Annotated in this window: 12 protein-coding genes; all 12 read left to right on the top strand. The window is 60.9% G+C overall.

Features of this window, described 5'->3' with window-relative positions:
• Positions 1 to 56 precede the first annotated feature (56 nt).
• The 12 genes from AC1AWK_RS03765 to AC1AWK_RS03710 all read left to right on the top strand — a co-directional run bounded on the left by AC1AWK_RS03765 (position 57) and on the right by AC1AWK_RS03710 (position 16,056).
• Positions 57 to 650 (top strand): 50S ribosomal protein L25/general stress protein Ctc, encoded by a 594-nt coding sequence (locus tag AC1AWK_RS03765; protein WP_476568235.1) that lies wholly within the window; start codon positions 57 to 59, stop codon positions 648 to 650.
• A gap of 240 nt (positions 651 to 890) precedes the next feature.
• Positions 891 to 2,018 carry a branched-chain amino acid aminotransferase gene (locus AC1AWK_RS03760; protein WP_476568233.1) on the top strand — a complete coding sequence of 376 codons (1,128 nt, stop codon included), beginning with the start codon at positions 891 to 893 and terminating at the stop codon, positions 2,016 to 2,018.
• Between the two features lie 96 nt (positions 2,019 to 2,114).
• On the top strand, positions 2,115 to 2,870 hold the full coding sequence (locus AC1AWK_RS03755; protein WP_476568231.1) for a trimeric intracellular cation channel family protein: 756 nt from the start codon (positions 2,115 to 2,117) through the stop codon (positions 2,868 to 2,870).
• 81 nt (positions 2,871 to 2,951) lie between these two features.
• The gene (gene rpsT / locus AC1AWK_RS03750) at positions 2,952 to 3,212 is read left to right on the top strand and encodes a 30S ribosomal protein S20 (RefSeq protein ID WP_476568229.1); all 261 of its coding nucleotides are present in this window, start codon (positions 2,952 to 2,954) and stop codon (positions 3,210 to 3,212) included.
• 217 nt (positions 3,213 to 3,429) lie between these two features.
• Positions 3,430 to 5,304 carry a translation elongation factor 4 gene (gene lepA / locus AC1AWK_RS03745; RefSeq protein WP_476568227.1) on the top strand — a complete coding sequence of 625 codons (1,875 nt, stop codon included), beginning with the start codon at positions 3,430 to 3,432 and terminating at the stop codon, positions 5,302 to 5,304.
• 128 nt (positions 5,305 to 5,432) lie between these two features.
• Positions 5,433 to 6,608 carry a radical SAM family heme chaperone HemW gene (gene hemW, locus AC1AWK_RS03740; RefSeq protein ID WP_476568225.1) on the top strand — a complete coding sequence of 392 codons (1,176 nt, stop codon included), beginning with the start codon at positions 5,433 to 5,435 and terminating at the stop codon, positions 6,606 to 6,608.
• A gap of 125 nt (positions 6,609 to 6,733) precedes the next feature.
• Positions 6,734 to 7,189 carry a tripartite tricarboxylate transporter TctB family protein gene (locus AC1AWK_RS03735; RefSeq protein WP_476569587.1) on the top strand — a complete coding sequence of 152 codons (456 nt, stop codon included), beginning with the start codon at positions 6,734 to 6,736 and terminating at the stop codon, positions 7,187 to 7,189.
• Positions 7,190 to 7,309: 120 nt separating this feature from the next.
• Complete coding sequence (gene glgA / locus AC1AWK_RS03730) at positions 7,310 to 8,545, top strand: glycogen synthase (RefSeq protein WP_476568223.1); 1,236 nt, start codon at positions 7,310 to 7,312, stop codon at positions 8,543 to 8,545.
• A gap of 176 nt (positions 8,546 to 8,721) precedes the next feature.
• A complete protein-coding gene (locus tag AC1AWK_RS03725) occupies positions 8,722 to 9,804 on the top strand; it encodes a tRNA (adenine-N1)-methyltransferase (protein WP_476568221.1) in 1,083 nt (360 codons plus the stop codon).
• A 45-nt stretch (positions 9,805 to 9,849) separates the two neighbouring features.
• Positions 9,850 to 10,407, top strand: a complete 558-nt coding sequence (locus AC1AWK_RS03720) for a SixA phosphatase family protein (RefSeq protein WP_476568219.1) — start codon at positions 9,850 to 9,852, stop codon at positions 10,405 to 10,407.
• Positions 10,408 to 10,483: 76 nt separating this feature from the next.
• On the top strand, positions 10,484 to 12,823 hold the full coding sequence (gene metE, locus AC1AWK_RS03715; protein WP_476568218.1) for a 5-methyltetrahydropteroyltriglutamate--homocysteine S-methyltransferase: 2,340 nt from the start codon (positions 10,484 to 10,486) through the stop codon (positions 12,821 to 12,823).
• Between the two features lie 59 nt (positions 12,824 to 12,882).
• Positions 12,883 to 16,056, top strand: coding sequence for a bifunctional [glutamine synthetase] adenylyltransferase/[glutamine synthetase]-adenylyl-L-tyrosine phosphorylase (locus AC1AWK_RS03710; protein WP_476569585.1), 3,174 nt, complete (start codon positions 12,883 to 12,885; stop codon positions 16,054 to 16,056).
• Positions 16,057 to 16,106: the final 50 nt, after the last annotated feature.

Here is a 16,106-nt window from a genome sequence, read left to right as displayed (position 1 = left end):
GTGCTGGCTCGTCGATGCGCCAGGGCGGAAATATCGTCTATCGAAAGGAGCTGCTCATGGCTACTACCATTACTTTGCAGGGCAATGCCCGTACCGAGTTCGGCAAGGGCGTCGCGCGCCGCATGCGCGTGGCGAAGCTGATTCCCGCAACGATCTACGCGGGCGGCGCCGAACCGGCTTTCGTGGCTCTGCCGATGAAGGAGACGACGCTGGCGTTGCGTCATAACAACGCCCTGTTCACGATCGAAGCGGACGGCAAGTCCTACATGGCGGTCGTCAAGGACGTGCAGCGCAACCCCGTCAAGCGCATCGTGGAGCACGTGGACTTCTACGAGGTCAAGGCCGGCGAGAAGATCGATGTTGAGGTGCCGGTGTTTGTCGAAGGCACGCCGAAGGGCGCTGCCGTCGCATTCATCGACATCCAGGAACTCAAGGTGCGTGCCGATGTGGCCAACCTGCCTGAGCGCATCGTTGTGAACGTCGATGGCCTGACCGACGGTTCGAAGGTGTTCGCCAAGGACATCACCCTGCCGGAAGGTGTTGAGCTGGACGTGGCCAACGCGGAGGAATCCGTGGTGACGGTTACCGTTCCGGCCGACGCTTCCTCCGCTCCGGCTGCCGCCGAGACTGAGGTCGAGTCCGCTGAGTGAGCGTAGCGTACGGACAACCTGCTGGAGCCCGCCATTGTCGGCGGGCTCTTTGCTTGTTGGGCGTTGCATGGGGCCGTATGCCGGCGAATAGCAGGGAGGTGGGAGTGTCGCATAGTGGGCATTGTGTCGCATAATGGTCTACGCTGTGAGAAACTACATAAGCATACGTATATCGTACGATGTACGGTATTTCCGTTAGCCGTGGCGCTGTACCGCGCCAATGTCAAGAAGAAGTGAGCTATGAACGCACCGTCACATCATGATGCCACCACCATCGCCGCGAAGGCGCAGGCCTTTACCATGTTGCCGCATGCGAATCCCACCTGCGACGCCAAGCGGGCCGAACTTATCGACAAGCCTGCGTTCGGACAGGTATTTTCCGATCACATGGCACACATGTCCTGGACCAAAGGCGAGGGGTGGAGCGACCGTCGCATCGAGCCGTACGCCCCGTTGAAAATGGATCCAGGCGCGGCTGTGCTGCACTACGCGCAGGAGTGTTTTGAAGGATTGAAGGCTTATCGGCACGCCGACGATTCAATTTGGCTGTTCCGTCCGGACGCCAATGCCGAACGTTTCCAGAATTCCGCCAGGCGCCTGTATCTGCCGGAACTGCCCATCGATGATTTTCTCGGCTCGGTGGCGGCGTTGGTCAATGCCGACGAGGCATGGGTGCCTTCCCGGCGCGAATACACGCTGTATTTGCGCCCGTTCATGTTCGCCTCCGAACCGTTCCTCGGCGTGCGCGCGCCGAAGGAAGTCGACTATTGCGTGATTGCCTCGCCGTCCGGCCCCTATTTCGCCGGTGGCGTCAAGCCGGTAAGCATTTGGGTGGAGGACCAATGGTTTCGCACCGGGCCCGGCGGCACCGGATTCGCCAAATGCGGCGGCAACTATGCGGCGTCATTGGTGGGTGAATACCGCGGCATCGAGCACGGATGCGAACAGGTGTGCTTCGTCGACGCTGCCACCAAAACCTACTTGGAGGAGCTTGGCGGCATGAATGTGTTCGCCGTGCACCGTGACGGTCACCTGGAAACCCCGTCGCTTACCGGCAATATCCTGCCCGGCGTAACACGTCGTTCGCTTATCCAGTTGGCGCAGGACGAAGGACGTGATGTGGTGGAAACCATGATTGCCATGGATGACCTGCTTACCGACATTCGCTCCGGAGAAGTTACGGAAGTGTTTGCCTGTGGCACGGCGGCCATCGTCACGCCCATCGGCCGATTCAAGTCCGAAGGCTACGATGTGGCGGTTGGCGACGGCGGTTCCGGCGAACTGACCTTGCGCCTGCGTGAAACCTTGCTGGGCATCCAAATGGGCGAGATAGACGATCCGCACGAGTGGATGTGGAAGGTGCGCTAATCATGTTGCGGGGACGCCCGCGTGCCGTGTGGCGCGAGGGCGTCCCATCGAGTACACTGCTAGCCGGAAGCGGTAGGCTCGAGGGAAAGGATTGGCATGGGTTCTGCGTTGGAAAGCAACATGCTGATCATGGTGATCGAGTACATTGCCGTGTTCTGCTGCGGCATGGTGGGGGGATTGGCCGCGATTCGCAAGGGCTATGATTTGGTGGCCATCATGATCACCACATGGCTGACCGCTCTGGGGGGCGGTATTATCCGCGACGTGCTGTTGGGGGCGTTGCCGCCGGTTGGTGTCTCCGACCGCGCTTACGTATGCATCGCCTTGGCGGCCTCCTTGGTGGTGGCCGTGATTCATCCGGAAGTCGATAAACTCAAATGGTCGATGCTGACATTGGATGCGTTGGCATTGGCCTTGTTCGCGGTAAACGGCACGGCGAAAGCGATATTCCATGGCACGTCCGGCATGACGGCGGTGTTTTTGGGCATGTTCACCGCCTTGGGAGGCGGCTTGATTCGTGACATGTTGATCAACGAGGTGCCCATGGCGATTCGCGACCGCCATTGGTATGCGGTGCCGTCCGCGGTCGGATGCGTGCTGACGGTGTTCGTATGCAAAGGCGTGCAGTCCTCGGTTATCGATTTTCGCATGGAAATGATATTGGATTGGGCGATTGTGGCGCTGGTGGTGGCCATGCGGCTGCTGTCGGTGAAATACAATCTGACGGTGCCAGGAGCTATGGAACGACATAATACCTATTTGCCGGGCGAAGCCCGGCATGTATTGCGTGAGGCGGAGAACCGGGTTAGTGCTTCGGCGCGTTCCTCGCGCAAGCGTTCACGACACTCGTAGGTCCTGCTTTTCCGCTTATCCTGACGCCGTGGTATGCTTTCAGCTTGTATGTCCTTATCGCACACGTCGTTTGGAGAAACAGTGGCAAACATTAAGTCGCAGAAGAAGCGCGTTCTCACCAATGAGAAGGCGCACAAGCGCAACGTAGCCGTCAAGTCGGCTCTGAAGACCGCTATCCGCGCCACCCGCAAGGCCATCGCCTCGGGCGATAAGGCCGCCGCTGAAGCCGCCTACCAAGTCGCTGCCCGCAAGCTCGACAAGGCCGCCAGCGCTGGCGTGATCCACAAGAACCAGGCCGCGAACCGCAAGTCCGGCCTCGCTGTGGCGATCAACGCGCTCTGAGTTACGCATAGCGAACTCACGTAGTCCCCGCGCACCCCGCAATGTGCGCGGGGACTACTCGTATCGACAGGCTGGACATAGTCGTCCGAACGCTGCCCATGGCGAAATATCCCTGAGCGCAGCATGGCTCCTGTGTCATAGGCCGCGCACCTGATATGGTGGGATACAGACCAAATACGTGGGGCCTTACGTCCGATGAGGAGGAAATCCGTTGTCTATGCCACACAATCAGCCGGGGTTCACCGACCAGTCGCTGATTCGCAACTTCTGTATCATCGCGCATATCGACCATGGCAAGTCAACCGTCGCCGACCGCATTCTGCAGTTGAGCGGCGTCGTGCCCGAGCGTGAGATGCATGACCGTTTCCTCGACCGCATGGACATCGAGCAGGAACGCGGCATCACCATCAAATCGCAGGCCGTGCGTGTGCCGTGGACGGTGGACGGCACCGAATACACCTTGGGCATGATCGACACCCCTGGACATGTTGATTTCACCTACGAGGTGTCCCGTGCGCTGGCCGCATGCGAAGGTGCGGTGCTGCTGGTGGACGCCACGCAGGGCATCGAAGCACAAACGCTGTCGAACCTGTATATGGCGATGGACCATGACCTGACCATCATTCCCGTGCTGAACAAGATCGATCTGCCCAGCGCCGAGCCGGACAAGCATGCCGAGGAAATTGCAGGATTGATCGGTTGCGAACCCTCACAGGTCTTGCGGGTATCGGGCAAAACCGGCGAAGGCGTCGCCGACCTGCTTGACCAAATCGTCATGGACGTGCCGGCGCCCAGCGGCGATCCCGATGCCGCGGCGCGTGCCTTGATTTTCGATTCCGTCTATGACTCCTATCGCGGCATCGTTACCTACATCCGTATGGTCGACGGCGAGCTGCGCAGCCGTGAAAAGCTGCACATGATGGGCATCGGCATGACCCATGACCCCATTGAAATCGGTGTGATCAGCCCTGACATGACACCGACGAAGGCATTGGGCGCGGGCGAGGTCGGCTATGTGATCACCGGTGCCAAGGATGTGAGCCAATCCAAGGTGGGCGATACCATTACCACCGCCGCGAAGGGGGCCAGCGAGCCATTGTCCGGATACCGAGATCCACAGCCCATGGTGTATGCCGGTTTGTTCCCCATCGACAACGCGCAGTACCCTGAATTGCGTGAGGCACTGGACAAGCTCAAGCTCAACGACGCCGCGCTGATTTACGAACCGGAGACCTCGGTGGCCTTGGGTTTTGGCTTCCGCTGCGGCTTCCTAGGCTTGCTGCATATGGAAATTGTCTCCGAGCGATTGAGCCGCGAATTTGGGCTGGACCTGATTTCCACTGCCCCGAACGTGCCGTATGAGGTCACCGCCGAGGACAATACCGTGCATCGGGTCACCAACCCAAGTGAATTCCCGGAAGGCAAAATCAAGCGCATTATCGAACCGATGGTGGCGGCGGACATCATCACACCCAAGGAATTCATCGGTGCCGTCATGGATTTGTGCCAGGACCACCGCGGTCTGATGGGCACTATGGAATATCTGAGTGCCGACCGTGTGGAGATGCACTATCGCATACCACTGGCCGAGATTGTCTTTGACTTTTTCGACCAGCTTAAAAGCCGTACCAAGGGTTACGCATCGCTGGATTACCATGAGGATGGCGATCAAAGTGCCGATTTGGTCAAAGTGGATATTCTGATTCAAGGCGAGAAGGTGGATGCGTTCAGTGCCATCGTGCACCGCGACAAAGCTTATAGCTACGGTGTGATGATGACCAAGAAACTGCGTGAGCTCATTCCTCGTCAGCAGTTCGAGATTCCCATTCAGGCGGCGATCGGCAGTCGTATCATTGCCCGCGAAACCATTCGTGCGTTGCGCAAGGACGTGCTGGCCAAGTGTTACGGCGGTGACATCACCCGTAAACGTAAGCTGTTGGAAAAGCAGAAGGCCGGCAAGAAGCGCATGAAGATGCTCGGCCATGTCGAAGTGCCGCAGGAAGCGTTTGTGGCGGCGCTGGCGACGGGCGAAACCGGCAATGACCGGGACACTAAGGATAAAATCCGCGCTGCGCAGAAAACCGAAGGCTGAGTGGTCAGACGCGTTAGTCAAGCCGAAGCGTAATCAAGCCGATGCGGGGACGTCGCCTTTTGCCGGCGGTGCCCCCGCGTGACGAGACCTAGGCTGGAGTGGACTTGCGGGCAGGGAAGCAGGAGAAGATGACCTTTGGGGTGTACGTACATGTGCCGTTTTGCCTGAAGCGGTGCGGATACTGTGACTTCAATACCTATACCGCGATGGACATGGGCGGTGGCGCCAGTAGGGGCAACTACGCGAACAAGGTAATCGAGGAATTGCAGGCGGTGCACGCTTGGCAGTTGGCGCATGGCGTGCAGGAGCCGCCTGTTGCCACGGTGTTTTTCGGAGGAGGCACGCCGACGGTGCTGTCGGCCGTTGATTTGACTGCGATCGTGGCGCATATCGAATCGTTGTGGGGATTGCAACCAGGGGCGGAAATCACCACGGAGGCCAATCCCGACACGGTTGATGACGCCTATGTCGATGCGTTGGCACAGGGAGGATTCACCCGCGTGTCCTTCGGTATGCAATCGGCTGTGCCGCATGTGCTGCGCACTCTGGATCGCACGCATACACCGGCCAATGTCACCGCAGGAGTGGCCGCGGCGCAGGCCGCAGGGCTTCGATGCAGCGTCGACCTGATTTATGGCACGCCAGGGGAAAGCCTCGACGATTGGCGAACATCACTGAATGCGGCCTTGGAACTCGGGGTGCGTCATATCTCCGCGTACGCCCTAAGCGTTGAGCCGGGCACCTTGATGGGACGGCGTATCGCGGCGGGAACCTTGCCCAAGCCCGATGACGACGACGAGGCGACGAAGTATGAAATCGCCGATGCCATGTTTGCCGAGCAAGGGCTTGATTGGTATGAGATTTCCAATTGGGCGGTTCCCGGCGAGGAAAGCCGGCATAATCTGGGGTATTGGCGCAATGGCGATTGGGCGGGTATCGGACCGGGTGCGCACAGCCATTACGCGCGGGTACTCGACGAGCAAGGCAACCCGCAAGAAGTGCGCTCATGGGATGTCAAGCATCCTAGACTGTGGGGGGTGGCGTTGTCCGAAGGGCGTGTGCCATGGGCGGATAGCGAAACCATCGGCGAACAGGAGCGTTTGGAAGAAACGCTGATGCTGGGACTTCGCTTGCGAGAAGGCTTTGATACCAGCCGATGCTTGGGATTGGTCGACGGTCACGTATGGCGTGAGTTGGCTGACGAGGGATTGATTACCTTGACGGATGGCCGCGCGGTGCCGACCTTGCGCGGTCGACTGCTCAACGACGCCATGGTGACGCGGCTGCTTACCAGCGCCGAATAACACTATGGATGCCGGCAATATCCGGTATGTTGACGGCGCACACACGCGTGCCGTGGACGCAATCGTGGGCAGTGTGCGCTAAAGTGGCAACAGCAACACATGAATCATTCAAGGAGGACGTGACCATGCCGAATCGTGCGGAGCGCCGTGCGCAGGAACGTGCCCAGCGCCGTGGCATTCCCCAGCAGTACGATCAGACCAACGGGCGGGGACGCTCGGGAATGCTCGATGAGTATGCCCTGCAGGAGAAGTCCCGTCGATTGGTGGAGCATGCCAACGGCGAATGGAAGCCCAGCGGCGGCGACAAGCCCGCCGTAACCCGTGAGCATGATCCCAATCTGCGCAATCCCAAGGCGCTGAAGACCCCGCATTCGATTCGCCAATGGTTCCGCGTGGTCAGCTGGACGCTGATTGTGCTGGCTGCGGTGGCATTCCTGACCCTGATGTGGTTGCCGAGCAAGCCGTTGTGGCTGATCATCACGGCTGCCGTGGTGTTTGCCGTGGGCGTGCTGAGTCTGTTTGTTGTCTCCGGTGATGCACGGCACAATCCGAATCTGGATGCGCACGGTACCGCCGTATAGTGGTGGCGGTCTCGCAGTATTGACGAAACATATCGGCGGGTGGCCAGCGTGTCACCCGCCGATTTTCTATACTGGAGCTAGGTTCGTTGCCCGGATGGGCATGCGCGTAAGGAGAAGCCTATGAAAGTCGATATCCTCACCCGTGAATTTCCGCCGCATGTGTACGGTGGCGCCGGCGTGCATGCCGAGGAGTTGTCGAAAGTATTGGCGGAGCGTATTGCGGTGACGGTCAGGGCCTTCGATGGCCCGCGTGCGGCGTCGGATATTCCCGTATTGTCGCCGTCGGCGCAGGGAGGCCTGCAGGTGGTGGGATATGACGAGCCGGCTGAACTGGCCGCGGCGAATCCCGCGTTGCGTACGTTTGGCGTGGATTTGCGCATGGCCAACGATGTCGACGGTGATGTGGCGCACGTACACACGTGGTACGCATGTTTGGCGGGACGTCTTGCCCAGCAATTGCATGATATTCCGCTGGTGGTGACGGCGCATAGCCTTGAGCCGTTCCGTCCGTGGAAGCGCGAACAGTTGGGCGGTGGTTACGAGTTGAGTTCGTGGGCGGAGCGTGATGCGTATGAGCATGTCGACCGCATCATCGCCGTGTCCGCGGGAATGAAGCAGGATATCCTTGCCGCGTATCCCAAGGTGGATCCTGATAAGGTGGCTGTCGTGCATAACGGCATTGCCTTGGAGGATTTTGCCACGCCGGATGATGCCGACCCTGGCTGGGGCGTGTTCGAACGCTATCATATTGACCGCAGCAAGCCGACGTTGCTGTTTGTCGGCCGTATCACACGGCAGAAGGGCTTGCCGTATTTGCTGCAGGCGTTGCATTTTGTGGATAAGAACATTCAGGTGGTGTTGTGCGCCGGTGCGCCGGATACGCCGCAGATTGCCGCCGAAGTGCGTCAGGCGTTCGCCGCGCTGGACGAGGAGCGCGGCAATATCATTTGGATTGAGGAAATGCTGCCCAAGCATGAGCTCAATGCGTTGGAGCATGGCTGCCATGCCTTTATCTGCCCGAGTATCTACGAGCCGTTGGGCATCGTCAATCTTGAGGCCATGGCCTGCGGGCTGCCGGTGGTGGCGTCGGCCACCGGAGGTATTCCCGAGGTGGTGGACGACGGAGTGACCGGATACCTGGTGCCGGTGGATCAGCTGCACGACGGTACGGGCACGCCTACCGATCCCGATACGTTCGTGCATGACATGGCGCATGCGATCAACCAGGTGATGGCCGATCCGGCGAAGGCCCGCGCCATGGGTGAGGCGGGGTTGGCTCGCGCCCGCGATCTGTTCAGCTGGCGTTCCATCGCCCGGCAAACCATCGCGGTGTATGAGGATGCGTTGCGCCGGTAGATGCCGTGGCCAATCCGCATGATCGGCGTCGTCCGACATAGACGGTGAACATGCGCAGAGCGCATTGACGATGTGTGCCATGTATGCTCATATACAGCACACGTCGTCGGATGTCTCTTCATGGGGTGTCCGCACACTACCGGCGCCATGCGGCGTCTGAATCACGAAGGAGCGTCATGCCGATACGAGGCGTATTGCAAGCGGGCGAGAAGGTGCAGTTCACCGATCGCAAGGGCAAGAAAATCACCGATCAGCTGACGGTCGGCGGCACGACGCAAACGGAACATGGGCTGATCGCTCATGACATGGTGATCGGTATGCAGCCGGGCAGTGTGGTCACCACCATTCACGCCAAGCGTGAGCTGCAGGTGAATGCCGAGCACCCCGAACGCGATGCGGGCAAGCCTTGGAAGGCCGCGCGGGCCATTGGCGGATGGCAGTACGTGGTGATGCGGCCGCGTCTGGCCGATTATGTGCTGTCCATGCCGCGTGGCGCACAGATCATGTATCCGAAGGATATTGCGCAGGTCATCCAGTTGGGCGATATTCGCAGCGATATGCGTGTCCTGGAATCGGGCGCAGGCTCGGGTGCGATGAGTCTGAACCTGTTGGATGCCGTGGGATCGGGCGGTACGTTGACCACCATCGAGCTGCGCGCGGATTTCGCCCGTGTGGCGCAGGCCAATGCCACGCTGTATTACGGCAGCCAGCCGCAGTGGTGGGATGTACGCGTCGGTGACTTTGATTCCGTGGCGGCCACGTTGCCGGAGCACAGCTTCGACCGCATTGTGCTCGATATGCTCGATCCGTGGAATCGTTTGGAACGGGCGCGTCGGGTGATTGCGCCTGGTGGTGTGCTTATTGCCTATGTGACCACGACCACGCAGCTGAGCCGCTTGGCCGAGGCATTGCGCGAGTCGGACGGTTGGACTGAACCGCAGATCCAGGAGACGTTGGAGCGTTCGTGGAAGGTGCAGGGACTGGCCGTGCGCCCCGATCACCAGATGATCGGCCATACTGGCTTCCTGGTGGTGTCCCGTGCCATGGCCGAAGGATTCGAGGCCTTGCGTAAGCGTGAGCGCGCCACGAAGGATACGGTGACCGATGTCGATGCGTTGAGCGAGCAGGAACGCGCCGAGCGCATGGAGGAACTTGAATTGCGTGATATTTCCGATCGCAAGCTGCGTAAGGTGCTGCGGGATCTGGATACGCAGGTAGCGCAACTTGGGTGTGCCGACGAGCCGGGTTTGCAAGAATAACTTATATACGACGCTGTGTCGTATGGAAGCGGAGGGGAGAGCGCCATGGCCTCACGAACGAAAGCATTGGCCAAACGTGCCGCCGAATACGAGCATGTGCTGCTGATGATGCGGCACGCCAAGGCGGAACCGTTCACCGAGCAGGGCGATCGTACCCGGCCGATTACCGACAAGGGCCGCAAACAGGCGAAGAAAGTCGCCAAGGGACTGATCGAGGCAAAGTTGCTACCCGATCGCATCGCCTGTTCGGGAGCCGACCGCGCCATGCAAACCCTGGAGCGTATGCTCAAGGTATTCGGAGACGGCCCCAAGGTGGACTATCGGCAAAGCCTGTATGACGGCGGTATGCAGGCGGTGCTGGACGAGTTGGCGCACACCAAGGACAAGACGCGCGTACTCATGGTGTTGGGGCATGAGCCGACGATGTCCATCAGCTGCCAGTGGCTTGCTTCGGCGTCATCCGACCCCGCGCTGTTGGATTTGTTGAATCTGGGATTGTCCACCGCCTCGGTGGTGGTGTTCGGCTCCCATACCCCGTTTGGTTCATGGCCGTTGCACAGCGCCGAATTGCTGGCGGTGATGACGGTTAAGGATTTTGAGTGACGCCGTAGTGTGTCACGCCCCACCTTCGCTGCGGGGCATAGTGGTGGACACAATTGGTGAAGGTCGAGGAGATCGCATGCTGACTGCCGTGTCGGGTTTCGCGTCCATTGGCGCGCATCGTGAGTTGAAATTTGCGTTGGAAGGCTATTGGCAGGGTTCGGTGTCCCGGGAGACGCTGGACGCATGCGCCGCTGATATCCGGCGCAGACAGTGGCGGCTGCAGGCCGATGCCGGCATCGATATGATCGCCAGCGGCGAATGGAGCTGGTATGACCGCATGCTTGACATGGCCATGATGCTCAACGTAGTGCCGCAACGCTACGCGCGGCTGGCGCTGCCCGACCGGATGGACACCATGTTCGCCATGGCGCGCGGCTATCAGGGCAGCCGTGGCGACGTGCCGGCATTGCCGATGAAGAAATGGTTCACCACCAATTACCACTATGTGGTGCCGCATATGGACGCCGCCACGCAGATCGGACTGGCCGATACCAGCGCGCTCGAGGCGTTTGCCGAAGCGAGCCGCTTGGGGGTGGCCACGGTGCCGACGCTGATCGGCCCGTACACGTTCCTGCGCCTGTCGTGTGATATGCAAAGCCGGCCCGTACGTCCGGACACCGGAATGATTCATGACATATGCGCCGCATACGGCGAGCTGATCACACGATTGGCCCAGGCCGGGGCGACGTGGGTGCGGCTGGACGAGCCAAGCCTGAGCGAGGGCGTGACCGCGCAGGAGCGGTCCTTGTTGGATGCCCTCTATACGTCGGTGCTAGCGGCGCGCGCACAATCATGCCGCGTGATGCTCAACACATATTTCGGCCATATCGCGGATAGCTACGATACGATTCGGTTGCTTGGCTGTGATGGGTTGGCGCTGGATATGGTGGACGGCGAATCCGCCAATCTGCAGGCATTGCGCCGCTATGGCGTGCCGGATGGTATGGTGGTGGTCGCCGGTGTGGTCAATGGGCGCAATGTGTGGCGCAATGACTATGCGCGCAGCCTGCGCATACTCGATGAGCTGGCAAGCCGGTGCGAACAGGTGGCCGTGGGGACCTCGTGCTCATTGCTGCATGTGCCGTATGCCGTGTCCCAGGAAACCGGCATGGATGAGCGGCGTCGCTCCAGGCTGGCGTTCGCCGAGGAAAAGCTCACGGAATTAACCGACGTGGCTCGATTGGCGTCGTGTCCGCCGCATGAGCGTCACTGCGACGCCGCGCTGGGACGCAATCGTCTCCTGCATCAAGCGGTGCGGGCACATGCGGATGACGGCCTGCCGCATGATGTTGGCGGGGGTGGGGCCGTTTCGGGGCTCGGCGCATCCTGTACGGCGGATGATGACGTCCCGCGTCGCGCCGACCGCCGTGTGCGCCGCGCGGCACAACAGCGTCGTCTGGGCTTGCCGCCTTTGCCGACCACCACCATCGGTTCGTTGCCGCAAACGGCGCAGGTGCGTCAGACCAGGGCCGATTGGCGGGCCGGGCTGGTTGATGATGACGCCTATGTATCGGCCGTGCGCGAACGCATTGCCGAGGCGATTGCCCATCAGGAGCGCATCGGTTTGGATGTGCTCGTCCATGGGGAATTTGAGCGCAACGATATGGTGGACTACCAGGCAGGTCAGTTGGATGGGTTTGTCGGCACCGATCATGCTTGGGTGCAGTCGTATGGCACGCGGTGCGTCAAGCCGCCGATCATCTGGTCGGACATCGCGCGTCCCCATGCGTTTAGTGTGCCGTGGATCACGTATGCGCAGCAATTGACGAACCGTCCGGTCAAGGGCATGCTGACGGGACCGGTGACAATGCTGAATTGGTCGTGGCCTCGCGAAGACATACCGCGTGAACGGCAAGCCATGCAGTTGGCACGGGCGATTCGACGCGAGGTGCTTGATTTACAGGAGGCCGGCATCGCCATCATCCAAATCGATGAAGCCGGATTGCGCGAGCAGCTGCCGCTACGTGTTGAGGATCGTGAGGCGTACATGGCCTGGACCGTGCGGGCGTTCCGGGCCAGTTATGCGGGTGTGCGCGACGATACGCAGATTCATACGCATATGTGCTACGGGCAGTTCGACGATATTATGGCCGTGATTGATGCCATGGATGTCGATGTCATTTCGCTGGAAAGCACCCGAGGTGACTCGCTGGTGGTGCAGAGCGTGGCGAACGCGCAGGTGCGCGCTGCGGTGGGGCCGGGCGTGTACGACATTCATTCGCCGCGTATTCCCGGCGTGGAGGAGATCGCCGCGCGTATCGAGCGGATGGTGGCCGCGCTGGGCGTCGAGCGGGTATGGGTGAATCCTGATTGCGGGTTGAAGACGCGTGCGCCCGAAGAGGCGTGGCCGAGCCTGGAACATATGGTGGCCGCTGCAAGGCGCGTGCGCGAGGAGTATGGCGGCGCTGAGGCATGATGCATGCGGGGTTGCGGCCGCTGTGCGGGACGTGCGTGTAGATTGGTGGTATGGGCGCGATGGATCATGAATCTGGAGTACACATGCAGGGCGCGGGCTTGCCGCGGCAGTATGTTCCCAGCGCCATGACGTTGATACGGGCTGGTTTGCAGGATATGGACGCGGCCCGGGAACGGCTGGACCAGTTGTATCGGCTCGGATTGGATGATGACCGGCTGCGCCAATTATTGGACGCTTTGTCGCATGCTTATGATCCGGATATGGCATTGGGGCATGTGGTGGACATCGCGCAGACATGTGATAACCAGGAGCAGGGCCTGCGGCGGTGGTGCGTGACCGGTGGCTCTTTCGCCCGTGTCATTCGGGTGTTGGGCGCAAGCGAAACCTTGGGGCGGACCATGCGCACCCATCCGGCGCTGATTGCGGCATGTGCGGGCGAGCCGGACGAGGTTGCCGCGCTTACCCGCGCGCAGCGGCGTCGCATGATACTCGAACGCATCGGCGCCAGCCCGGAGTCGGCCGTTCCCGTTGCGGGGCTGCCGTTGGCCCAGGCCGCCAGCGCGTTGCGGGCCGCGTATCGCGAACAGGTCGGCGCCATTGCCATGGTCGATGTCAACGCCGATGACCCCATTGACATCGAGCCGCGTATCAGCCGGTGGCTTTCGGATGCGGTGGACGCCGCGTTGGAAGGAGCGCTGGCGATCGCCCGACGCGAGGTGGCGTCAAGCGCACAGGTGCGTTTCGCCGTCATGGGTATGGGGAAGTTGGGCGCCCGGGAAATCAACTACGTATCCGACGTCGATCTGATCTATGTGGTCGAGCCGGCCGACGAACGGGTGGATGCCTCGGTGCCGGTTCGTGTGGGAACGCGGATGGCGACCATGCTGCAGAAGGTATGCCAATCGCCGATCACGGGCTGCGCGGAACCGCCGTTATGGCAGATTGACGGTGGACTGAGACCCGAAGGCAAGGACGGTCCGTTGGTGCGTCGGCTGGCCTCGCATTTGGGATATTACGAGCAGTGGGCGCAAAGCTGGGAGTTCCAGGCATTGCTCAAGGCCCGTCCCGCGGCAGGTGACATGGCTTTGGGCGAAGCGTATGTAGCCATGCTCGAACCGTTGGTATGGTCCGCTTCCAAGCGCGAGAATTTCGTGCAGGACTGTCGGCGTATGCGCCAGCGTGTGGAGGAGCTGATACCGCAGCATCTCAAGGATCGGGACATCAAGTTGGGGCGCGGTGGTTTGCGCGACGTGGAGTTTACCGTGCAAATGCTGCAGCTGGTGCACGGCCGTACGGATGCCAGCCTGCGGTGCCGCGGCACGTTGGAGGCGTTGGACGCGCTGCGCGACGGCGGGTATGTGTCCCGCACGCAAGCGGCGAAACTCTCGCAGGATTACCGGTTTGAGCGGGTGTTGGAACATCGTCAGCAACTGTGGATGATGCAGCGCACGCATCTGTTTCCCGAAGTGGGTGCCTGCGGCGGCGGATTGGACAGGCCTCGGGAGGTGAGCGTCGATGAGCTGAACCGCAGTCAGCCGATACGTCGCCTGGCCCGTGTGTTCGGTATGATGCCGGAGGCGTTGGTGGAACGCTTCGATGCCACCAGACGTGAGATTCGACATCTGCATTTGGATATTTACTATCGTCCGATGCTGCCGATCAGCGCCCGCCTGGACGACGACCAGGTGGCGTTGACCGAGCAGGCCGCCAAGGAGCGGTTCGCCGCCATCGGTTTTGCCGATCCGGACGCGGCCATGCGCCATGTGGAGGCATTGACCGCCGGAGTCTCGCGGGCGGCGAAAATCAATCGCATTATGTTGCCTGCCGTGCTGCAGTGGCTGGCTCAGGGGCAGAACCCGGATATGGGATTGCTGCATTGGCGCACGCTGGAGGAGCGGTTCGGCACGGAAAGCGAATATTTGGGTTTCCTGCGCGATTCGCCGTCGGCGGCGCAACGGCTGTGCCATGTGCTGTCGAATTCGCGCTGTTTGGGCGATGCGCTGAACCGTTCGGTCGAATCGGTGACCTGGCTGGGCGATGACGCGCTGTTGCGGCCGCGTTCGCGCGAGAGTTTGGATGTGCATTGCCAGGCTGCCTTGGAGCGCAATCGGCGGAGCATGCAGGATTTCGCCACGTCGATTCGTATGTTGCGCCGTCGTGAGATCGAACGTATCGGCTTGGGGTGGATCAATGCCGTCAGCGATGACGATACATGCCTGGCTGGCATGACCGATCTGACCGACGCGATGGTGGATGCGGTGTTGCATTGGGCTGTCCAATATCGTATGGACGAGCAGGGCCTGGCCGTGGCTCCCGCTGACATCGCCGCCATTGCCTTGGGCCGCTATGGCGGACGTGAGATGAACTTTTGTTCGGATGCCGACATGATGGTGGTGTATCAACCTACCGTCGCCGAACCGGACGCGGCGTATGCCGGGGATGGTGCCGACGGCGATGCCGATCGCGACCATGCCGCGCAACGTTTCGCCAAGCAGGTGGTGGACGACCTACGTGCCATCCTGCAGGGGCCGACCACGTTGGAGCCCAAGTTGGAATTGGATATGGATCTGCGTCCCGAAGGCAAGCATGGTCCGATGGTGCGTTCCTTGGCATCGTGCCGTGAGTATTACCGTTCTTGGGCGAGCACCTGGGAGCGACAGGCCATGCTGCGGGCGCGGGCGGCGGCGGGCGACATGGCGCTAGCGCAGGCGGTGATTACGCAGATTATCGATCCGTGGCGGTATCCGGGTGAGGCGTTGAGTGCCGCCGCATTGGGGGAGATCAGAACGCTGAAAGCCCGTATGGAAGCCGAACGGCTGCCGCGGGGCGTCAAGCGTGACCGTCATGTCAAACTGGGGCGCGGCGGACTGTCGGACGTCGAATGGACGGTGCAGCTCATTCAGCTGCAGCATGCGCACGCCCATGAGGCATTGCGCGTCACCGATACCATGGCGGCGTTGCGGGCCGAGGAGGAGCTGGGGCTGATCGCGCCGCGAGACGCACAGGTGTTGCGGCATGCTTGGCGACTGTGCACGGCGGCTCGCAATGGCATCTATCTGTGGACCGGTCGCGTGGCACAGGCCGACATCGTGCCGGATGACATGTATTCGCTTGGTGGCGTGGCCGTCACCGTAGGATATGGCGCCAACCAGGGACAGCGCTTCGACAATGACGTGCTGTCGGCCATGCGCCGCTGCCGTGATGTCATGGAGCGGCTGTTCTACGGAGCGTAGTCCTACGGGGTGTAGCGCCTGTGACTTGGCTGTTTTCGTGGAGGCAATGG

It is taken from the genome of Bifidobacterium sp. LH_491 (assembly GCF_056356495.1).
This window is presented reverse-complemented; position numbering and strand designations above follow the sequence as displayed.